We start from the raw sequence: 21,032 nt of genomic DNA, 5'->3' as shown, positions 1-21,032 counted from the left end.
GTCCAGCAATATATGTTGCAACCGGATCAGAGCTCTGCTTACTGCAATATTGAAGCAGATGCGTAAAAACGGCTGGTAACATTATCATATTTTCATATAACCAGCCTTTACGGCAGGCCAATCGATATTCCAAGCAACTTATGGTTGAATAACGCATGGTTTCTGGAATGAGAAGGGGGTAAATGGCGCTGCCTGGAGGAAAAACTTGAATTCCGGGGGTTTTGCCTGTATCCGGCATACCAATCCCTGAAATACCGACGTAAAGGACAGGCAATGGCCCGTGTCACAGTAGAAGATTGCATCGACAAAGTCGATAACCGTTTCGAGCTTGTGCTGCTTGCCAGCCATCGCGCTCGCCAGATCTCGCAGGGCGCTGCTATCACCGTTGATCGCGACAACGACAAGAACCCTGTTGTTGCTCTTCGCGAAATCGCCGATGAGACGCTTTCTCCCGACGATCTGAAGGAAGATCTGATCCATTCGCTTCAGAAGCATGTTGAAGTGGATGAGCCGGAACCCGATCCGTCCTCGTTGCTGGCCGCCAATGCTGGTGCAGCCGGTGCTGAGGATAAGGGTCTTGATGAAGATGACCTGCCGGAAACGCTGACGTTCGACCAGATGTCGGAAGAAGAACTGCTGGCCGGTATCGAAGGTCTGGTTCCGCCGGAAAAGAGCGACGATTACTAAGCATTTCCTGCTTTTGATGCTGTGAAGAACATGGCATCGTGATTATATGTTTGGCGGCGCCAGCTTTCGACGGTTGGCGCGCCTTTTTCTTTTAAGATACGGACGGGGATCTTCCGGGGCATGATGCGGCAATACGAGCTCGTCGAGAGGGTTCAGAAATACAAGCCAGACGCAAACGAAGCTCTCCTCAATAAAGCCTATGTCTATGCCATGCAGAAGCATGGTCAGCAAAAACGCGCCAGCGGCGACCCCTATATTTCTCACCCGCTGGAAGTTGCCGCGATCCTGACGGACATGCATCTCGACGAGTCCACCATTGCCGTGGCGCTCCTGCATGATACGATTGAAGATACGACCGCGACCCGTGCCGAAATCGACGAATTGTTCGGTGAAGACATCGGGCGCCTTGTCGAAGGGTTGACCAAACTCAAGCGCCTGGATCTCGTTTCGAAAAAGGCCAAGCAGGCGGAAAACCTGCGCAAGCTGCTTTTGGCCATTTCCGATGATGTTCGGGTTCTGCTGGTCAAGCTGGCGGATCGCCTGCACAATATGCGCACGCTCGAGCACATGTCGCAGGAAAAGCGTGCCCGTATCTCCGAAGAAACCATGGATATCTATGCGCCGCTTGCTGGCCGCATGGGTATGCAGGACATGCGTGACGAGCTGGAAGACCTGTCTTTCCGCTACATCAACCCGGAAGCTTATGAAACCGTCACCAATCGGTTGGCGGAGCTTTCGGCGCGCAATGAGGGACTGATCACCAAGATCGAGGACGAGTTGAGCGATTTGCTGGTGGCCAACGGATTGCTGAAGGCATCCGTCAAGGGGCGTCAGAAAAAGCCCTATTCCGTTTTCCGCAAGATGCAGTCCAAGTCGCTGTCTTTCGAGCAGCTGTCGGATGTTTACGGCTTCCGGATCCTGGTTGACGATATTCCTGCCTGCTATCGGGCACTCGGTATCGTGCATACGCGCTGGCGCGTGGTGCCGGGGCGCTTTAAGGATTACATTTCAACGCCCAAGCAGAACGATTATCGCTCCATCCATACGACCATTGTGGGGCCGTCGCGGCAGCGTATCGAGCTGCAAATCAGAACCCGCCGCATGCATGAGATTGCAGAATACGGTATCGCTGCGCACAGCCTTTACAAGGACGGCGAAAACGGTGAGGGCGGGGAACTGCTCTCGAAGGAATCCAATGCCTATTCCTGGCTGCGCCACACCATTGAGGCGCTGGCGGAAGGCGATAGTCCGGAAGAGTTTCTCGAACACACCAAGCTGGAACTGTTCCAGGACCAGGTGTTCTGCTTCACGCCGAAAGGCAAGTTGATTGCGCTGCCGCGCGGCGCAACTCCTATAGATTTTGCCTATGCCGTCCACACCAATATTGGCGATACCACGGTGGGCGCCAAGATCAACGGGCGGATCATGCCTCTGGTGACGCGTCTCAACAATGGCGATGAGGTGGAAATCATCCGCTCCGGCGTACAGGTTCCTCCTGCGGCCTGGGAAGAGATTGTCGTAACGGGTAAGGCGCGCTCGGCAATCCGCCGTGCCACGCGCATGGCCATCCGCAAGCAATATGCGGGGCTGGGGCATCGCATTCTGGAGCGTACATTCGAGCGCGCGGGCAAGGAATTCTCGCGCGAGGTGCTGAAGCCGGCACTCTTCCGGCTTGGCCAGAAGGATGTGGAGGATGCGATTGCCGCAGTCGGTCGCGGCGAATTGTCATCGCTGGACGTCTTCCGCGCCGTCTTCCCCGATTACAAGGATGAGCGCACGACCATCAAGCCAGCGGCGGACCAGGGCTGGTTCAACATGCAGAGCGCAAGCGGAATGATCTTCCGCCTGCCGGGATCAGAGCGTACCGCCAAGGAAGCGGCAGAAGCTGCGAGCCCGGAAGGTGGACCGGAGCCGCTTCCCATTCGTGGTCTCGCCGACCATGTGGAAGTTCACTTCGCGCCCGCAGGCGCCGTGCCTGGAGATCGTATCGTCGGCATCATGCAGGAAGACAATACGATCACGATCTATCCGATCCAGTCATCTGCCCTGCAAAGGTTCGATGATCATCCGGAACGCTGGATAGATGTGCGCTGGGATCTGGATGAGGCCAACAAATCGCGCTTCATGGCCAAGATTGTCATCAATGCGCTCAATGAGCCTGGCACTCTTGCCAAGGTGGCTCAATGCATGGCGCGGCTCGATATCAACATCCGCATGATGACGATGGGGCGTGTTGCCACGGACTTTTCCGAGATGGCTCTGGAGCTGGAAGTCTGGGATCTGCGGCAACTGAACCAGCTATTGGCACAGCTGAAAGAGCTGGATTGCCTCTCCACGGTCAAACGCGTCTACGATTGAACATAATTTAGGCCGCCTCTGTCACTTCTTGGGCATGCCATGCAATGAGCGCATAGCAGGCTGCGGAAGCTGTCTATGGTGCATTCAATCGGTTCATCTTATATCTTGTGCATCGCAACAAGGAGATGAACTCATGTTCAAGCCACTCAGAAACATCGCCCGCTCGCTGCGCGCCCCGACCGTTCAGGAACGCGAAATGGCGTATCTCAACGAAGCAAGCGATGCGATTGAACTCGAATATCGTATGCGTCAGGTTGATCGCGGCATGTTCCGCAAGGGCTACTGATCGATCAAGGCACCCGATTGCAGGGTGTTTGTTGTGCGGCGCAGCATTGCGGCGCAACCGGAAAGTTCTGGGGCAAAGGTGATGTGCATTCAGTGCATGGCACATCCGCCCCTTGATGTGGATAGCTGTGCAGGCTGCTGTCTGTCGCTATGCTAGGCTGATTGCGGATCGTTCCGCCATGGTCTATCGCCTTGAAAACTGCTCCTGTGCCACGATCTATAGGCGCGGATGAAGCAGTCAACACATTGCCTGCAAGCACGGTAGCTTGCGAATGGCAGCGGGGCGAAAGGATCGCAATGATCATTGGCATGGGTAGCGACCTGATCGATATTCGTCGGGTCGAGAAGTCCATCGAGCGTTTTGGCGAGCGCTTTACGCATCGCTGTTTCACAGATATCGAGCGCAGGAAATCCGATGCGCGCAAGATGCGTGCCGCTTCCTATGCAAAGCGTTTTGCGGCCAAGGAAGCCTGTTCAAAGGCGCTTGGCACAGGACTGGCGCAGGGCGTCTTCTGGCGTGATATGGGCGTCGTCAATCTTCCCTCGGGCAAGCCCACTATGGTTCTGACTGGCGGGGCGGGGGAGAAGCTGGCAGAGCTTTTGCCTGCCGGGCACGAAGCTGTCATTCATCTCACCATCACCGATGAATTTCCCTACGCGCAGGCCTTTGTGGTCATTGAAGCGCGGCCAATAGGTGCGCAAGCCTCCACTCCATCGCGCTGAGGCATTGCCCGCTCAAGGCGAAGAGGTTAGAGAAGCGCTAAAGTCGATAACGAAAGTCGTCCACGTGTCCGATAAAGCTGAAAAGTCGCAGAGTTCACTCTGGGAAAACATCAAGGTCATCATCCAGGCTCTGCTGCTGGCGATGGTCATCCGCACCGTCCTGTTTCAGCCCTTCACGATCCCCTCGGGTTCGATGATGCCGACCTTGCTGGTGGGTGACTATATCTTCGTCAACAAGTTTGCCTACGGCTATTCCAAATATTCGCTGCCCTTTTCGCCGGATCTGTTCTCCGGCCGCATTCTCGCCAGCGAGCCGAAGCGCGGCGATGTCATTGTGTTTCGTCTGCCGACCGATCCAAGCGTGGACTACATCAAGCGCCTGATCGGCTTGCCAGGTGATCGCATCCAGATGATCAATGGCGTGCTGCATCTGAACGGTCAGGCCATTCCCAAGCAGCCGGATGGCAACTTTACCTCCGATTACCGTCTCGACCCCGGTTCGGACGTTCCGGTATTCCGCGAAACGCTGGATAACGGCAAGACCTACGATACGCTGGATCAATCGCCGGATTCGCGCGGGGATAACACGCGGGAGTTCGTTGTGCCCGAAGGCCATTATTTCTTCATGGGTGACAACCGCGATAACTCGCTCGATAGCCGCTTCGATGTGGGCTATGTCCCGGCAGAAAACCTGGTTGGCCGCGCCAGCATCATCTTCTTCTCGCTGGGCAACGATACGTCCTTCCGTGAAATCTGGAAATGGCCTGCCAATATGCGTTGGGATCGCCTGTTCAAGGTGGTCGACTGATGAAGCAGGCCACGCTCTCCGCCGAGCATACCTCGCGGCTGGAAGCCGTGATCGGGCACGAGTTCAAGGACAAGCAATGGCTTGATCGTGCCCTGACGCATTCCAGCACCGGCGGCGGCAAAAGTTCGAACTACGAGCGGCTGGAATTTCTGGGCGATCGCGTTCTTGGGCTTTGTGTGGCCGAATTGTTGTTCAGCACCTTCAGCAACGCCACCGAGGGTGAGTTGTCGGTGCGCCTGAACCAGTTGGTCAGTGCGGATAGCTGTGCTGGTATTGCGGATGAGCTGGGGTTATACCAATTCATCCGCACCGGTTCGGATGTGAAGAAACTGACGGGCAAGCGCATGATGAATGTGCGGGCCGATGTGGTGGAAAGCCTGATTGCCGCCATCTATCTCGATGGCGGACTGGAGGCGGCGCGACGCTTCATTCTCAAGCATTGGGAAAAGCGTGCCAGGAGCGAATCCGCTGCGCGTCGCGATGCGAAGACGGAATTGCAGGAATGGTCTCACGCCAAATTCGGTCGCACACCCATGTATCGGGTGGATGATCGTTCCGGCCCGGACCACGAGCCGCGTTTCACCGTGACCGTAGAGGTGGAGGGCGTGGCGCCGGAAACCGGCGTGGATCGGTCCAAGCGTGCGGCAGAGCAGGTAGCCGCGACGAAATTGCTGGAGCGCGAAGGCGTCTGGCAGAAGCCTGACAACGAAGGCTGAAGGGTTCTATGAGCGAAGATAACACCGTATCCGGCACTGAAGCCGGCCCAGCAACCCATTCCGGCTTTGTTGCCCTGATTGGCCCCACCAATGCTGGCAAGTCCACACTCGTCAACCGGCTGGTGGGCGCGAAGGTCTCCATCGTCAGCCACAAGGTGCAGACGACGCGCGCCGTGATGCGTGGCATTGCGATCCACCAGAACGCGCAGATCGTGTTCATGGATACGCCCGGCATTTTCAAGCCGCGCCGGCGTCTCGACCGCGCCATGGTCACCTCCGCCTGGGGAGGCGCGAAGGATGCCGATCTTATCCTTCTCCTGATTGATAGCGAGCGTGGCCTTCGTGGCGATGCGGAGTCCATTCTGGAGGCATTGAAAGATGTGCCGCAGCCGAAGATTCTTGTTTTGAACAAGATCGACCGGGTGAAGCCTGAGGATCTGCTGAAGCTGACTTCGGCTGCCAATGACGTGGTGCGTTTTGATCGCACCTTCATGATCTCCGCCACCACCGGTTCCGGCTGCGACGATCTGATGAACTATCTTGCGGAGCAACTGCCAGAGGGCCCCTGGTACTATCCGGAAGACCAGATTTCCGACCTGCCCATGCGTCAGCTTGCGGCCGAGATCACGCGCGAAAAGCTGTTTCTGCGTCTGCACCAGGAACTTCCCTATTCCTCCCATGTGGAGACGGAAAAATGGGAAGAACGCAAGGATGGTTCGGTTCGCATCGAACAGGTCATCTATGTCGAGCGCGAGAGCCAGAAAAAGATTGCGCTCGGAAAGGGCGGCGAGGCCATCAAGGCGATTTCGACTGCGTCACGCAAGGAGCTTACGGAAATCCTGGAACAGCCCGTCCATCTGTTTCTGTTTGTGAAGGTGCGCGAAAACTGGGGCGATGATCCCGAGCGCTTCCGCGAAATGGGGCTCGAATTCCCCAGAGGGTGAGGCGTCGTCCGCCCCACCTGGTATCGCTCATGGCTTTTGGCGGTCCATGAGAGCTTTAACCTCCTGATAGCGCCGGCGATTTTCCTCTTCCTTTTCACCGGCCGAATAGCAGGTATTGGAAATGCAGAAGCGCTTCAGGCCATAAGGTGCCTGCGCACGATCGAATTCGCATTCGATTTCATCGTTGAAATCGGTCGGCTCAGGGTTCTGGCGGATGGAATAGGTCAGGCGAGCGCCGGGCGGATCAAGTTCGGGGAAGGATTGCACCACGCCGGTCTTGAGCGTTGGCGCCAGAAGAAAATTCTTCGCGACCGAGATGCAGGCCTGTTCGAGCCCTGCGGATTGCGCGGCAGCCATGGGAGGCGCTGCGGAAACCAGGGTTGGAAGAACGAGAAGGGCTGCGGCGAGGGATGCCTTGCGCATGGTGTCTCCGGAATCTGTTACGCGCCAGCAACTGCCAAGGGCGGCCTTTGGTTCCATGCTACACAGGGCGAATCAGCGTTTTGTTCCCGTATGTTGCAGGAATTGGCGATGAGCGCCTATTGACGATAGGCTTGGCGCCAAGCATGCCGCACAGCAATGGTGCTGCGGTTTTTGTGAGTGCGATGACGCGTTGAAACGAAGACTTGAAGCGTGACGAGCGAACCTGAACGATCGTAAGACGCTTTAACGGGGCTGAAGGCATCCATGCAGTGGCAGGATGAAGGCATCATTATCGGCGTGAAGCGCCACGGCGAAACAAGCGTCGTGGTGGAACTGATGACGCGCTCGAAAGGGCGGCATCTGGGCCTTGTCCGTGGTGGTCGTTCGCGCAGCATGCAGCCGGTTCTGCAGGCGGGAAACCGCGTTGAGGCCGTCTGGCGGGCGCGGCTGGATGAGCACCTCGGAGACTATCGGCTGGAGCCTTTGCAGTTGCGCGCCGCGCGGCTGATGGAGAGTGCGACTGCCCTTTATGGCGTGCAGGCCATGGGGGCTCTTCTGCGCCTTTTGCCGGAGCGCGATCCGCATCCGCATCTTTTCGAAGCACTGGATCTCATTCTCGATCATATGGACGATCCGCGTGGCGCGGGCGCTCTCTTCGTACGCTTTGAACTGGCGGTCCTCAATGATCTCGGCTTCGGTCTGGATCTCTCCGAATGTGCTGCCACCGGACGGCGCGAGCAACTGGTTTACGTTTCCCCCAAAAGCGGGCGTGCGGTGAGCCGCGAGGCCGGAGCACCCTGGGCGGACCGGATGTTACCGCTTCCTGCCTTTCTCACGCCGCAAGCGGAACCATCGGTCAGCGTTCAGGATCTGAGCGATGCCTTCCGCCTGAGCGGCTTTTTCATGCATCGCCATGTCTATGAACCGCGTGGCATCGCGGAAAATGCGGCAAGAGACGGATTTGTCCAGGCGGCATTGAAAGCTGTTGGCAGGCTGCAGGAGCCTGCTGAGGAGTAGGGCCATCTCAGGCAGGGTTTGCAGCCAACCTGTCGACAGCCTTTTCTCGAATGGGCCAGTGCACAGCGGCAGCGAAGAGGCCGAGGGCGACGCCCAGCCACCAGACCGGGTCGTAGGAGCCGAAGTGGTCATATAGATAGCCACCCATCCACACGCCGAGGAAGGAGCCGATCTGGTGTGAGAGAAACACCATGCCGCCCAGGAGGCCAAGATGGCGCGTTCCGAACATGATGGCCACAAGTCCGTTGGTTGGCGGAACGGTGGAAAGCCAGAGCAGGCCCATGACCGTGGCGAAGATAATGACGGACAGCGGCGTCTGTGGCAGCAGAAGAAAAGCCGTTACCGCTATGGAGCGCCCGATATAGATGAAGGCCAGAAAATGCGGCTTGGAATAGCGTTGGCCAATATAGCCGGCGGCGAGTGAACCGATGATGTTGAAAAAGCCGATCAGCGCCATCGCAATCACGGCATAGCGTGCGTCGATGCCGATATCGCCCAGATAGGCGGGAAAATGCGCGGTAATGAAGGCCACCTGAAAGCCGCAGACGAAGAAGCCGGAGACCAGCAGAAGATAGCTCTGGTGGGCAAAGGCTTCCCGAAGCGCCTGGCCCACGGTCTGCTGAACAGCTGCCGCATTCTGCGTGCCGGAATTGGCATTTCCCTTCAGCGGAAAGGCCAGAACCGGGATCAGCAGCATGACTGCGCCCATGATGACCAGACTATCGGACCAGCCGTAAAGGTTGATCAGGGTCTGGCTAAGGGGCGCGAACAGAAACATGCCGGCAGAACCCGCAGCCGTGCCGATACCGAAGGCCATGGAGCGCTGCTGCGGCGTTACGTGACGCGCAAAGGCGGACAGGATGACGCTAAAGGAGCCCGCGCCAATGGCCATGCCCACCAGCACGCCGCCGCCGACATGCAGCCAGATCGGCGCAGTTCCGTGCGACATCAGCAGGAGGCCGAGCGCGTAGAGAATGCCGGAGGTCGCAAGCACCCGTCCTGTGCCATAGCGGTCTGCCAGGGCGCCGAAAAACGGTTGGCTGAGGCCCCAGAAAAGGTTCTGGAATGCCATGGCCAATCCGAAGGTGGAGCGATCCCAGCCGGTATCGGTCAGCATGGGTAACTGGAAGAAGCCCATGGCGGAGCGGGGGCCGAACGTCAGCATGACGATCAGTGAGCCCGCGACAATGATAAGCCATGGCATGGCGCTGGAAGCCGGCTTGTTCATATCCTGTCCCCCCCTAAACTCTGCGCACCATAAACCCGTGAGGGGGAAAACCAAGCCTGTTTTGCTTATGGGTTGCATGAAGAGCTGTGATGGAAAGCCTTTTCAGGTTCTGCGTTTCAGCGGCCAGGCGTCGCGCTCTCCCACGATTTCGAAACTCTCTCCAACCGCGATCTCACCGGAGCCGACCGGAACCGCGTTCCAGCCAAAAAGCACACCGGGCACGCGGCGATCGGCGGACATGCGGATACGCCCCATTGCAGGCATGGGGTTTGCAATCTCGCGTGAGCCGATCTGCTGGTCCTGGCTTGTCATGATGCAACGGGTGCAGGGCTTGACCAGGCGGAACAGCATGGAGCCTATTTTCACCGCCTCCCAGCCATCTTCCGCGAAGGCAATGTCATGTTCCAGCACGATATTGGGCCGGAAACGGTCCATGCCGACGGGTGCCTCGCCATGCGCAGCCATGTTCTCGTTCAAGGCTGCGAGAGACGCTGTGTTGGTGATGAGAACCTGATAGCCGTCAGCGAATGTTACCGGGCTTTCGGTCCCCGTCCATTTCACACTTGCACTTCGGCGGGATTGATCGTCAAAGTGAACGAGCTTCAGATCGTGCTGGAGCCAATCGGAGAGCGTGGCCGAAGCAGAGGCTTCTGCAAGGGCCGCATCAACCGTGGATTCCCAGATTTCGACCGAGAGCCGCTCGCCGCCTTCATCCATCGAGACCTGCAACGGCGCCTGACCGTCTTTTGAAAGAACAAGCATGTTGCTCTCCCACCTTGCGGTAATTTGCGCAAGCTCAGGCATTTCCCGTTGAGTCACGCACTTGCCGTTCGGGTCTGTCAGCATCCAGCGCCGGTCAGCCCGCAGGCCGAAGGCATCACAGGCGGAGCGCTGCAGCGATATTCCGCGAGCGCTTTTGAGAGGATAGATGTGAAGGCTCGCGATACGCATTATTGATCCCTTATTTCATCCAGAAGAAGATCGTAGACGAGCTTCAGGCGATCCTGCCGCTCGCGTGCTAGCTGACGTCCCGCTTGTGTTTGAAAGCCATCTGCCAGCTTGAACAGCTTGGCCGGAAAATGATCCAGTGCAAAGGCCTTGTCATTCAGGGAGCGCGTTGCAGCGGTCGGGTCAAGCGGGTCGTAGATCTGGCTGCTCATGCGGCCCGCCACGTAGAAGCAACGCGCCGCGCCGATCATACCAATGGCATCCAGTCGATCGGCATCCTGAAGGATCTTTGCCTCAATGGTGCGCGGCTCTATTCCGGCGGAAAAACTATGGGCTTCGATGGCGTGAGCGACGCAGCGGATGTTTTCCTCGCTCCAGTCCAGGCTCGCAAGTAGCGCCGCCGCTTTTCGTGCCGCCATGCGCGAGGCTTCCTGCCGGAGGGGCGAGTTCTTTTCAACATTGACGCAATCGTGCAGCAGAGCTGCGGCGGCGACGATCTCTGCCTCGCCCCCTTCCTTCGCCTGCAGCCGCATGGCGTTGCGAAACACACGGGCAATATGGGCAAGGTCGTGCGCGCCGTCATTGCCGCTGAAGGCATGTGGCAGAAGCTCCGCCGCCAGGTTTTCGTGAGGCGCGAAGGCCTTGATTTCTGCGCGGTTCATCCTGTCGCAACCTCATCCGTTTGGCTTTTCCGATCTCGTGCCATGAGCTTCTGATAGAACAGCCCGATGCCGATGAGAACCACGCCAAGGCCGATGAAGGAGAGCGCCCGCAGAATTCCTTCCAGGCTGGACATATCGATCAGGAAAGCCTTGCATACCGCAATGAGAACGAGCGCCGCAGAGGTAAGGCGCAGGCTGCGGGCGGCAAAGCGTGAACCCAGCGCAAGCAGGCCCACACCGATCAGAAGCCAGACGACGGAATAGGTATAGGTTTCCGCCGGAATGAACCCCTTCCAATAGGCCATATGCGGCCCCTGCCATGCCCAGCGCACAGTCAATGTTGCCCAGGCAAAGCCGAGAATGGCCGCCGTGACGGCCAGCATGACGACATAGGCTTGCGGCCGCCTTCCTCGCGCATAGGCGGCAAGCCCGGCATAGGCGAGGGCGGGAATGAGATAGCCCGGCAAAAGCAGGTTGATCAGCGGCCAGTTGCCGACATTCTCATCCGTGAAATAGGGGTTCAGCGCCCCCAGATGCAGGGAAAGGATGTTGAGAGTGGCAAGAATGCCCGCCGCCATCGACCCATAGCGAAAGGCCCGGCTCGGGCTTCCGAAATCGAGCGTCATCAGAATGCCGGATAGCCCCACCAGCAGCAGCGTGTAGATGCTTTGTTCGCCAAGGGTTGGAACCGCATCGTTCAGCACGCCGCCCTGCATGGCATGGCGCACGAGGATGGCCATTGTCAGCAAGGTCATGAGGGCCGCAAGTCCCTGGATCGCATTCAGCGTGCGTCTGCCGGGCCAGCTGCGCAGCAGCCAGGCGGATATGATCAGCACGCCGGCAGGAATGCCATAGCCTGCCAGCAGCGCGTTGAAGACCGGCGTTGTGGACAGGTTTTGCGCCCCCACGATTGTCGGTTCCCAGGCGATGCGGACAAACACAATGGCAATGGCTGCAATCATGGCCCATGGAAGACCGCGCCAGCGCAGCCAAAGATTGGCCAGCACAAAGAGGAAACCGAGAATGGCTATCCCAACGGTTGTCGTCAGCCCTTGAGTCAGGCAGTGCAGCGCAAGCGCCAGTGCGCCAAAAGCGCCGAGGCTCAGAAGATCGCGGGGCAGGCCCGCAGACGGGGAGTCATTGTCATTCCCTTGGGTGAGGGAGATGGCTGATGCAAAAAGAGCAGCGGCCGTCACCAGCATGGCAATGGCGTGCAGCCAGTCGCGCCCCAGATGGCCGTAATTGATGAAGGAGATGGTTGCCAGCGCAATCGGCACGGCTGAAGCGAGGATAGCCCACAGCGCGCTGAAGTCTGGATCGATGCGGTGATGGCGGCGAATGAACACAACACCACAAATGGTGAAAACGCCGCCAAGGATCAGCCCGCCCAAGGCTTCCGGGGCGAGGCTGCTTAACCATCCGCTTGCTGCTGCTTCCGGCAGATGTGGTGAAATGGTGCGGCTTGCATCGAGAATGGCAAAAAGCGCAAGGCCCCAGACGGCGGTGAGCCCCGCGAAGATGGCGGGTATTGTCGCCGTACGACGCCCGGCGCCCAGTCCGGCAAGGCACCCTGTCACGGCAACGAAGATGAGAACCGGATCTGCGAGGGACGGAAGGTCCGCCGCCACCATGCTCAAGACCGATAGCATTGTGGCCAGCGAGACCGAGATCATGATGCCCTTGGGCGAGCGTGCCAGAAGACGTCTCGCGCGCCGCCAGAGGCTTTGCGATGGAGTGGAACCGTCTACTGCACTTTCAAAATGCGCTCCCGGCCAGAGGAAGCCTGAGCCAGCGATCATGATCATCAGGGCGATGCCCGGTGCAGTGGGTGGCGCAAGGAAGGCGGGGTCATCCGTCAGATAGACGGCGCTCCAGCTTCCGGCGACCCAGAACATCAGCAGGATGTTGGCAAGCGATGGCAGGAGGCGCCAGCGGCGTATTCTGGCTGCTGCCGTAGCGGCAAGCCAGACGAGGGAAAGATAGCCGAAAAGCGCGTAGAAATTCCCGTTGCCCGACGAAGCAAGAATCGGCGTCAGGAGCGATGCAACAAGACCAAGACCAGCCAGCGCCTGCCCATGCAGCAGTGAAAGGGCAAGTGTGACAAGCGCGACCAGACTAAGAAGGATAAAGGCCGGAAGTGGCCCGATAAAGTCGTAGATGGCGAAGGCGGTATAGACAGTTGCCATCAGCGTGATGCTGGCCGCAGCCGTGAGGATGCCGGGCACCAGCGCGTTATTGTAGTTCTCCGGCAGTTTCGGCAGCGCGCCACGGCGGATCATTTCACCAGCTGTCGCCAGCGCCAGACCGAACAGGGCAGCAAGGATCAACCGGGGAACGGGTCCGAGCAACCCGGCATCGATGGAATAGCGGACCAGAAAAATACCGCCGAGCGCGAGCGCCAGCCCGCCCACCCAGACGGCCCAGCGCGCCCCCAGACGGCTTTCCAGGCTTTCCTCCGGCATCGTACGCGCCGCCAGCGGCGGGGCTGTCTTCGGGGCATTCTGCTGCTCTTCCAGCCTTGCCTCGGCAGCCGCTTCCGGGGCGGGAAGAGCCTCCGCCGCGCCCGTTTCCGCTTCCTCCATTGCCTGCACTTTGGCCGGAACGAGGGGAGGTCTGGCCTCAGCCAGTTGCTCTTGCAGATGTTTTATCTGGAGTTCGAGAGCGGTCAGCCGTCGAGACTGACGTTGCTGCTTGCTGAACAGCGCAATGATGGCAATGAGAACCAGTAGCTCGAGCATAAGAACTCCATCTCGGTGCGCTGCCGCTTTATAGACCGAGCGAACGCATCAAGAAAATAGCATGAGCATGACTGCTTTAAACAAGGTTCAACGGCGGTCGACCATCCGTTTTCTCGTCTTTTTCAGCCGCGTGGTACGTCACCTGCGGGAAGGGGATGGATATACCGGCAGCATCGAAGGCTTCCTTGGTGCGCTTGGTCATGTCTCGCGACGTCATCCACCACACACTGCTATTGGCCCAGTAGCGGAGCGCCAGAACGACTGCATTGTCACCCAGTTCCATGACGAAGGCGCTTGGCGGAGGATCTTTCAGGATGCGTTCCTCACGATTGGCCAGATCGAGCAGAATGCCCAAAGCCTTGTCGATGTCATCCTCATAGGCAATGCCCACTTTGAAATCATGCATGCGGGTGGAAAGGCGGCTGTAGTTGGTGACCGGCACATTCCAGAGCAGGGAGTTCGGCGCCAGCCGATAAAGACCGTCATAGGTTTTCAGCTCGGTCGCAAAAAGTCCGATCTCCTGCACGGTGCCGTTCACGCTGCCGGTATCGATATATTCGCCCACGCGGAACGGTCGCAGAACCAGCAGCATGATTCCTGCCGCTATGTTTTGCAGGGTACCCTGCAAGGCAAGGCCGATGGCCAGACCTATGGCGCCAAGTGCGGCAAGGATGGAGGCCGTCTGCACGCCGAATTGCCCCAGCACCATGACAATGACGATGACGAGAACCGCATAGCGGATGATGTTGGAGAAGAACTGGGCAAGGGTTGCATCAATGCCATGAATACGGCCCATGCCCTGACGCGCCCAGCGGCTTAGCAAGCCGGAGGCAACCCAGCCGATGATGAGAAGAATAATCGCTCCGAGAATGGAGAACGAATATTGCACCGCCAGTGCCGAAAGTTGTGCGAGCGCCGCCTGAGTGGCGACGACGAAGTCGGATGCCTGTTGCTCCATGTCGCGCAATTCTCCCTGATAAGAAACAAGGCGAAACTGGCGCGAAGGGCACAGGGGTCAAGGGCCGATGTCAGGCCGTCACTGTGACTTTCGCTGCAAAGACGAACGGGGCGTTGCCGTCTGCATCTGCACCGCGTCCAATTTTCCTGACGGCGGCAACCAGTCGCCCCTGACGGTCCAGCAGCCGATCGGAGATCTCGATAATGCGCGTGTTGGGCGTGGCATAGGGTGAGGCAGCACGAAGCCTGAGTGCGAGTTCCTCGTCATCCTGATCCGGCTGAACCGCAAGCGCCACAGCCAGAGCTGCAGCCGGAGAGCGTGACACGCCCATCCAGCAATGGATGAGCAGCGGCGCATCCTGATCCCATTGCCGGGCGAATTCCAGCAATTGCTGGATATGCGCTTCGTCCGGTGCGATCAGGTTTCCGGTGCCTTTGAAGGCAATGTCGTTCATCATCAAGGTCAGATGCCGCTCCGCCGCGATCAAGGCCGGACGATGGAATGCCTGCTCACGGGCAATCAGCGTTACCATTTCCCGCGCCTTGTAGCGCACGGCCATCTCCGCGATGCGGGCAAGAGGAGAAACCACGATCATGCTCATGACGATTGCACCGCGGGCGTGCTGCGCGCTCTATCGAGCGCTTCAAATCGTTCGATAAACTGCCTTTGTGCCTGAGAGGCGGGCAGTGGAACAATCGGGATGGCGTCTCGTGCAATGCCGCGCGGCAGGCCAAAAAACTTGCGTGCTTCCTCATGGGTGAAACCGGCAAGCTCGGTCGCCTCGAAATAGGCTGCCACCGTATCCGCCTTCTTGATCCTGGTCTTGAGTTCCTTGGAGGGGTGGGCCGGCAGGCCGAAGCGCAGATGCACCGCTGCCTCCAGCCGGTGCTCCACAGTCTTGTAGCCGCCGCCAACCACGGCCTTGAAGGGCGAAATCATATCACCGATCACGTATTCCGGTGCATCGTGCAGAAGTGTCATCAGCAGATCGACGACGGAGGAGGAGGGATTTTGCAGGCGAAATATCTCTTCGACGATCAGGCTGTGCTGGGCGACGGAAAAGGCATTATCCCCATGCGTCTGGCCGTTCCAGCGTGCTACGCGGGCAAGGCCATGGGCGATGTCGCTGAGTTCGATATCGAGCGGCGAGGGATCGAGAAGATCGAGCCTGCGGCCGGAAAGCATTCGCTGCCAGGCACGCGCCATGACCGGGCTCGTCACGTCTCTGCCTCATCCGAACCGGCTGGAAAGCCGAGGCCCGTCCATGCGGGCAGCGAGAGGTGAACCGGAACATCACCGGCCAGAATTGCGCCGCCCCTCGCCATGGCATCGCCTGCGCGGTCGATCCGCACGATGGCGAGAGCGGATTTGCCGACAACCGTGCCCAGCGCTCCGATCGGCTTGCCATCGGCAGTCAATTCCGTGCCGCCGGCGGGTAGATCGGTTTCTGACTGAACCTGCACCACGCGGCGGCGTGCCGTGCCGCGATGCTGCATGCGGGAGACGACTTCCTGTCCGACATAGCATCCCTTCCTGAAGGAAACACCGCCATCCTTGTCGAACAATATGTCGTGTGGAAAAGCATCCTGCAGGGCGAAATCGCGGCCAGATATTGCCAGTGCAGCTTCGATCCGCAATGCGTCATACAGGGCTGCCGGGTCAGGTCCCTCCGCTCCGGCCTGGCGGACAAGGGAAATGCCAGCCATGCGAAATGCTGCATCGACCACACCTTCCGCTGAGCGAGCATCCTCACCCCAGGCGACGGTGACACCCTGACCTTCGATGGTGACACTGACGGCTGCCCGCAGCTTGTACATGCTCAGGCGCTTCACGAGCCCATCCGCATGCACCGTATCGCACTCCAGGGTGAAACCGGGTTCGCTTCGCCAGATCATGAAGTCGAACAGAACCTTGCCCTGTGGCGTGAGAAGCGCACCGGGGCGCGCCTCGTTTGCCGGCAGTCCTTCAACATCGGTGGTGATGAGATTATGCAGGAAGCCCTGTGCATCCGCGCCGGTAACGCGGATCAGGCTTCGTTCGGGAACGGCAACTCTTGGCATGGGATTCAGTCCGCTTGGGGCGCTTCGGAAGCTCACAGATAAGGTGAGGACGAAGCAAGGGCAAGCGGCGGAGTGGGGTCAATCCCCGCCTGCAAACAGCTTCCATTTCCCATCGGGCGTGATGCCGATCCGGTAGAAATTGTAGTTGTTGCCTTCTTCCATCGCCATCAGATCGCCAGCGGTCACGATGCGCAGCAGTTCGATCTTCTCCGGTGCCGTCAGACTGTTCAGCGGCTTGCCGACGAAATAGGGCCAGACATACATCTCATCCGGCTTGCCGATATTGATGTGCGCAGCACCCGGCTGCAACAGATCCATCATGATGGCCATGATTTCCAGGCCGTCGGGATCGCCAGACAGGCTCTTCACCGCTTCAATTGCATCGCCTTCCGCGCCCACCTGCATTTGCGCGGGGTCAAAGGCGATGAGAGGACGAAGCTTTTCGATGTCGCCGGTCGCTGCAGCCTCGAGAATTGATTCGCGCAGCTTGGCGACAGGCTCCGGCAGCTTTGAAAGATCACGGACGATCTCGACATTGCCGCTGGCGCGAATCTCTCCCGGCGTCGCAATGGCCTTGGATGAGGAGGGGGCCGGGTCCGATGGAGCCTGTTCCGTGGCGGATGGGGCTGCGGGTGCCGCAGGTGATTCGTTGGCAGCCGGTGGCTGAGCGGGTGCCTGAGCATCTGCCTGCGCCATCTGGGCAGGTCCAGTCAGCGCCAGCACGACTGCTGGAGCAGCCGTCACGGCCACGGGCGCAAATGCGATGCTTGCGGCCATAAGACAGGATGCGCCGATACGCAAAGATGCGGCAGGAGAACGCCTCATTTTGAATTCCTGAACTTTATTGGATCGTGCGCTCGGGCGAGAATTCTCCCGCAAGCATGCGTTGGCGCAGCGATTCCAGCATGGCTTCGGCACCGGCTTCGCCGTGCAGGCGAATCGTTTCGCGCATGGCAAGGGCAATGGCAGCATCAGCAATGATTTCCGGCTCGATACCGTCTGCACGGCCATCGGCCCAAGCCTCATTCTGATACTCGAGCGCTACCTGCATCTTCTCGTGAACAATCATGTCGTCGATGTCGTTGCGCGCAGTTTGCATCTGTAATCCTCATACAAGGGGTGCCTGTTGTTACCGACACGTTAACAACTCTAGCAGCCTTTTATCAAAACGACATGCCCCGATGGAGAAAGAGGTAAATAAACCTCTAATTTCCGTAGCGCGTCGCTATTTCCGCCGCCAGTGTTGCACCTTCGTTACGGTAAGTCTCTTCAGCCGATCTTGCCGCCGGCGTGCAGGATGTGTGCACCGCTGCAAAGGCCCTGTAGCCCCGATTGAAGGATGCCGTCAATTTCTCTCGTCGTTTGGGTTCATTTATGGTTTCCGCGTCGAGCAAAGCCTGCATGGAAGCACGCCAATCGGCGGCAGGCGCGCCGCAAAGCGTGCGCAAATAATGGACCGATCCCAGAATCTCCGCGAGGCGCATGAGGCGCCCATCATAGGGCGCTGGCTTTTCTTCTGTACCTTGTGCTGGTGCTGGCGCGGCAGGCGGGGCGGTGGTGCCCTTCTTCTGCGCGGCGGCGGGAAGAGCAAGCCCTGCCAGCAAAAGCAATGTGAGTATCAAGCGGAACATGAAAGGCGGCCTGTTTCTGGTGTGCCCGTTGCCGAGCCTGTGTTGTGATAGATGATTCGCCAGCGCCTGGCTTACTCTATCGCCTCGCTGCCAGTCGTTCCGCGCAATCCAGAACGCTGGCGGGAACCGGCAGTGATCTGATGTCCTCTGCTGTGTACCAGCCCGCATCGCTGGCATCGTCGGCGGCCACGGCCTCCAGGTCCGAGTCAGACTGGACGAGAAAGACCGAGAGGAAGAAATGGCTGGTGATTCGGCCCGTCTCATCCTTGGTGGGAAGATCGTAGGTGGCGAAAAGCACGGGATCGCGAACAGGGATGCCGGTTTCTTCCTCAAATTCGCGCAGGGCCGTCTGCTCCGGCGTTTCCCCTTCTTCCGCCCGCCCGCCGGGAAAGGCAAAAAGATCCGCAGAGGGCGGATTGCGGCGACGAATCAGCAGGAAACGGCCGTCTCGCTCCAGAATGGCAGAGGATGCGGCGCTGACTTTGACGGACATGACTATATGCTCCTGGAAGGAATGCGGGCATTGTCGCTGGAGAGCTGGCGGAAATTGCGGCGAGAGCCGACGCGGAACTTAGCCTCCATGCGCTGCATCGCACCAGTGAAAATCTGCGGTTCTGCCAGATCAGGTCCGCAAACGACCGCTATCCTTGACCCGGACAGTAGGCGATGCCATCTCTTCTCCATGTGTGGACGCTACGCTCTGACTGCGACGCCCGAGGATATTCTCGAATTCCTCAGCGTCATCGACATCGATGACTTTCCGAAGCGCTACAACATTGCGCCGACGCAGCCGATCCTGCTGATCGTGGCCGGGGAAAGCCCGATGCCGGGCAGCAATGTGCCAGCGAGAAAGGCTGTTCTGGCGCGTTGGGGCTTTATTCCGGGCTGGGTGAAGGACCCCGCGGATTTCCCCCTTCTCATCAATGCCCGGGCCGAAACGGCCATTGGCAAGGCATCCTTTCGCGCCGCCATGCGCCACCGGCGCGTTCTGGTTCCTGCCTCCGGCTTTTACGAATGGCACCGCCCTGCAAAGGAGGAGGGCGGCAAGGCTCAGGCCTATTGGATCAGGCCGCGCAAGGGCGGCATCATTGCTTTCGCCGGATTGATGGAGACCTGGAGTTCGGCCGATGGATCGGAAGTGGATACGGCCGCTATTCTCACCACCCATGCCAATGCTGCCATTGCACCCATTCATGGCCGCATGCCGGTTGTCATTCAGCCAGAGGATTTCGAGACCTGGCTGGACTGCAAAACGCAAGAACCAAAGGCGATAGAACACCTGCTGAAGCCGGTTCAGCCGGATTTCTTTGAAGCCATTCCAGTCTCGGATCGCGTCAACAAGGTCGCAAATATGGGGCCGGACTTGCAGGAACCTGCCGAGCACGCAGCGCCATTGCCGCAGCCGCAAAGCAAAAAGGCGAAAAACGGAGATCAGCTTTCGCTTTTCTAGCGCATGTCCAGCAACCTGGTGCATGTCCAGCCAAAGAGACAGCGGTTTTGCATCCGGACTTTTGTCAAACAAACGGTGTTCGGCAAGGTTGGCCAATCTCCTGTTCCAGACGCTTCACAGGCGAGGTCTAAACCTTTCTGGTTCGGGCAAAGCCCTGAAACCGGGCGCCCTTCATGCTGAACATCAAGGGCCGCAGAAGGTGTGCACCTCCTGCTGCCCTTCAGAACGGTAGAGGCTGAAGCTCAGGCCTTCTTCAGAACGTTCCGCTTCACCATCAATGCAGCGGCAACAACGGCCTTGATGCCGAGCGGGCGCAGAGGTGCGTGCAGCTCATTCGTATGTTTGGGGGCGGCGTGCTGGGCCTGGCTCATTGGGATCTCCTCCAGAAAACTGATTCTTGTGCAGTTTATGTGGAGAGAAAAACAGGCGGAAGTTTGACTTGTCTAGATCTAAATCAAACCCGCTAAGATTATTTTCATCATTAATAAATCGTTACTCTGTTATTCGGGCAGCTAAAGTCGCTGCCCGTCTCCCGATAACTTTGTATGGAAGTGCTATACTAAGCTTTGCGAACTAAATGTTCGCATGATCGTCCTCGATGGTCAGCGTGCCGTAACGGCGCTTCCAGGCACGGGCAGAGAAGGGGAGGAAGATCAGGTAGGCAACGGCGGTGACGGAGAGGACCTGCCACGTATAGCTCATCAGCAGCGCCACATAGATCACGACGCAGAGCAGCAGGGGCAGCATCAGATCGCGCCGCACGCGGGTTTCGGACTTGCCGGACCAGACCGGAACGCGGCTGACCAGCAGATAGCCCATCAACACGGTGTAGATGGTGGCGCCAACGGCAAAGATACCGCTTGTATCAATGCCCAAAAAACCGAGGTAAACCGGCAATAGCACGAGCAATGCACCCATGGGGGCAGGCACGCCCACGAAGAACTCCGATTGCCACTTCGCCTTGTATTCCCGCTCCGCCATGACATTGAAGCGTGCCAGCCGCAGGCCCGCAGCAATGGCGTAGATCAGGGCTGCGATCCAGCCAATCGACCGCATCTGATCCAGCACGAATACGTAAAGAACCAGAGCAGGGGCCACGCCGAAATTGATGATGTCGGCAAGCGAATCCATCTGCACGCCGAATTTTGATGTCGCCTTGAGCGCGCGCGCAACACGGCCGTCAATGCCATCCAGGAAAGCGGCGAGAAGAACCATGGCAACGGCAAGTTCAAACCGTCCTTCGAAGGCCAGCCTTATGCCCGTAAGGCCCGCGCAGATCGCAAGCACCGTGATGAGGTTCGGCACCATGAGCCGGAGCGGAATCTCGCGCAGACGAGGGCCGCGCGCGTCATCGTTATCGTCTCGTTCCGGGCTGGGATTTTCACTCATGGCGGCC

Annotated in this window: 24 protein-coding genes; 9 read left to right on the top strand and 15 right to left on the bottom strand. The window is 58.7% G+C overall.

From position 1 onward, the window contains the following. Positions 1-273 precede the first annotated feature (273 nt). The 7 genes from rpoZ (at position 274) to era (ending at position 6,521) form a co-directional block, all read left to right on the top strand. Positions 274-687, top strand: a complete 414-nt coding sequence (gene rpoZ / locus ACFSE1_RS12130; protein WP_377401406.1) for a DNA-directed RNA polymerase subunit omega — start codon at positions 274-276, stop codon at positions 685-687. Between the two features lie 120 nt (positions 688-807). Further along, a complete protein-coding gene (locus ACFSE1_RS12125) occupies positions 808-3,045 on the top strand; it encodes a RelA/SpoT family protein (protein WP_377401402.1) in 2,238 nt (745 codons plus the stop codon). A gap of 133 nt (positions 3,046-3,178) precedes the next feature. Next, entirely contained in the window at positions 3,179-3,331 is a 153-nt protein-coding gene (locus tag ACFSE1_RS12120; protein ID WP_377401399.1) for a DUF3563 family protein, read from the top strand. Positions 3,332-3,627: 296 nt separating this feature from the next. Beyond that, on the top strand, positions 3,628-4,053 hold the full coding sequence (gene acpS / locus ACFSE1_RS12115; protein WP_377401396.1) for a holo-ACP synthase: 426 nt from the start codon (positions 3,628-3,630) through the stop codon (positions 4,051-4,053). 64 nt (positions 4,054-4,117) lie between these two features. Then, on the top strand, positions 4,118-4,861 hold the full coding sequence (gene lepB / locus ACFSE1_RS12110; RefSeq protein WP_377401393.1) for a signal peptidase I: 744 nt from the start codon (positions 4,118-4,120) through the stop codon (positions 4,859-4,861). Next, complete coding sequence (gene rnc / locus ACFSE1_RS12105; protein WP_377401390.1) at positions 4,861-5,577, top strand: ribonuclease III; 717 nt, start codon at positions 4,861-4,863, stop codon at positions 5,575-5,577. The genes lepB and rnc overlap by 1 nt, the downstream gene beginning before the upstream one ends. 8 nt (positions 5,578-5,585) lie before the next feature. Next, complete coding sequence (era, locus tag ACFSE1_RS12100) at positions 5,586-6,521, top strand: GTPase Era (protein WP_377401387.1); 936 nt, start codon at positions 5,586-5,588, stop codon at positions 6,519-6,521. A 27-nt stretch (positions 6,522-6,548) separates the two neighbouring features. Here the strand turns inward: era and ACFSE1_RS12095 are convergent, their stop codons facing one another. Then, a complete protein-coding gene (locus ACFSE1_RS12095; protein WP_377401384.1) occupies positions 6,549-6,944 on the bottom strand; it encodes a hypothetical protein in 396 nt (131 codons plus the stop codon). A 264-nt stretch (positions 6,945-7,208) separates the two neighbouring features. Here ACFSE1_RS12095 and recO point away from each other — a divergent pair, with 264 nt between their 5' ends. Further along, positions 7,209-7,961, top strand: coding sequence for a DNA repair protein RecO (gene recO, locus ACFSE1_RS12090; protein ID WP_377401381.1), 753 nt, complete (start codon positions 7,209-7,211; stop codon positions 7,959-7,961). Positions 7,962-7,968: 7 nt separating this feature from the next. Here recO and ACFSE1_RS12085 read toward each other — a convergent pair whose 3' ends face one another. The 12 genes from ACFSE1_RS12085 to ACFSE1_RS12030 all read right to left on the bottom strand — a co-directional run bounded on the left by ACFSE1_RS12085 (position 7,969) and on the right by ACFSE1_RS12030 (position 18,679). Beyond that, complete coding sequence (locus tag ACFSE1_RS12085; RefSeq protein WP_377401378.1) at positions 7,969-9,189, bottom strand: MFS transporter; 1,221 nt, start codon at positions 9,187-9,189, stop codon at positions 7,969-7,971. Between the two features lie 102 nt (positions 9,190-9,291). After that, a complete protein-coding gene (locus ACFSE1_RS12080) occupies positions 9,292-10,140 on the bottom strand; it encodes an MOSC domain-containing protein (protein ID WP_377401375.1) in 849 nt (282 codons plus the stop codon). Further along, positions 10,140-10,799, bottom strand: a complete 660-nt coding sequence (locus tag ACFSE1_RS12075) for an HD domain-containing protein (RefSeq protein ID WP_377401372.1) — start codon at positions 10,797-10,799, stop codon at positions 10,140-10,142. The genes ACFSE1_RS12080 and ACFSE1_RS12075 overlap by 1 nt, the downstream gene beginning before the upstream one ends. Further along, complete coding sequence (locus ACFSE1_RS12070; RefSeq protein ID WP_377401369.1) at positions 10,796-13,537, bottom strand: DUF2339 domain-containing protein; 2,742 nt, start codon at positions 13,535-13,537, stop codon at positions 10,796-10,798. The genes ACFSE1_RS12075 and ACFSE1_RS12070 overlap by 4 nt, the downstream gene beginning before the upstream one ends. Positions 13,538-13,613: 76 nt before the next feature. Next, on the bottom strand, positions 13,614-14,495 hold the full coding sequence (locus ACFSE1_RS12065; protein ID WP_377401366.1) for a mechanosensitive ion channel family protein: 882 nt from the start codon (positions 14,493-14,495) through the stop codon (positions 13,614-13,616). Positions 14,496-14,565: 70 nt separating this feature from the next. Beyond that, positions 14,566-15,096, bottom strand: a complete 531-nt coding sequence (locus tag ACFSE1_RS12060; RefSeq protein ID WP_377401363.1) for a tyrosine phosphatase family protein — start codon at positions 15,094-15,096, stop codon at positions 14,566-14,568. Next, positions 15,093-15,701 carry an HD domain-containing protein gene (locus tag ACFSE1_RS12055; RefSeq protein ID WP_377401436.1) on the bottom strand — a complete coding sequence of 203 codons (609 nt, stop codon included), beginning with the start codon at positions 15,699-15,701 and terminating at the stop codon, positions 15,093-15,095. The genes ACFSE1_RS12060 and ACFSE1_RS12055 overlap by 4 nt, the downstream gene beginning before the upstream one ends. 11 nt (positions 15,702-15,712) lie before the next feature. Beyond that, entirely contained in the window at positions 15,713-16,555 is an 843-nt protein-coding gene (gene ygfZ, locus ACFSE1_RS12050) for a CAF17-like 4Fe-4S cluster assembly/insertion protein YgfZ (RefSeq protein ID WP_377401360.1), read from the bottom strand. A gap of 78 nt (positions 16,556-16,633) precedes the next feature. Further along, a complete protein-coding gene (locus tag ACFSE1_RS12045; protein WP_377401357.1) occupies positions 16,634-17,380 on the bottom strand; it encodes a hypothetical protein in 747 nt (248 codons plus the stop codon). 16 nt (positions 17,381-17,396) lie between these two features. Beyond that, on the bottom strand, positions 17,397-17,654 hold the full coding sequence (locus ACFSE1_RS12040) for a hypothetical protein (protein WP_377401354.1): 258 nt from the start codon (positions 17,652-17,654) through the stop codon (positions 17,397-17,399). 106 nt (positions 17,655-17,760) lie between these two features. Then, positions 17,761-18,186, bottom strand: a complete 426-nt coding sequence (locus ACFSE1_RS12035; RefSeq protein ID WP_377401351.1) for a TIGR02301 family protein — start codon at positions 18,184-18,186, stop codon at positions 17,761-17,763. 76 nt (positions 18,187-18,262) lie between these two features. After that, positions 18,263-18,679, bottom strand: a complete 417-nt coding sequence (locus ACFSE1_RS12030; RefSeq protein WP_377401348.1) for an NUDIX hydrolase — start codon at positions 18,677-18,679, stop codon at positions 18,263-18,265. Between the two features lie 189 nt (positions 18,680-18,868). On the opposite strand from ACFSE1_RS12030, the gene ACFSE1_RS12025 reads away from it, so the two are divergent. After that, entirely contained in the window at positions 18,869-19,636 is a 768-nt protein-coding gene (locus tag ACFSE1_RS12025; protein ID WP_377401345.1) for an SOS response-associated peptidase, read from the top strand. A 242-nt stretch (positions 19,637-19,878) separates the two neighbouring features. Here the strand turns inward: ACFSE1_RS12025 and ACFSE1_RS12020 are convergent, their stop codons facing one another. Continuing rightward, positions 19,879-20,007, bottom strand: a complete 129-nt coding sequence (locus ACFSE1_RS12020) for a hypothetical protein (protein WP_377401342.1) — start codon at positions 20,005-20,007, stop codon at positions 19,879-19,881. A 202-nt stretch (positions 20,008-20,209) separates the two neighbouring features. Next, positions 20,210-21,025, bottom strand: a complete 816-nt coding sequence (gene pssA, locus ACFSE1_RS12015; protein WP_377401339.1) for a CDP-diacylglycerol--serine O-phosphatidyltransferase — start codon at positions 21,023-21,025, stop codon at positions 20,210-20,212. Between the last annotated feature and the right edge of the window lie 7 nt (positions 21,026-21,032).

Source organism: Affinirhizobium helianthi, from assembly GCF_042680945.1.
Lineage (GTDB): Bacteria > Pseudomonadota > Alphaproteobacteria > Rhizobiales > Rhizobiaceae > Neorhizobium > Neorhizobium helianthi.
The sequence above is the reverse complement of the archived record's forward strand: the minus strand, read 5'-3'. Positions and strand labels throughout refer to the sequence as shown.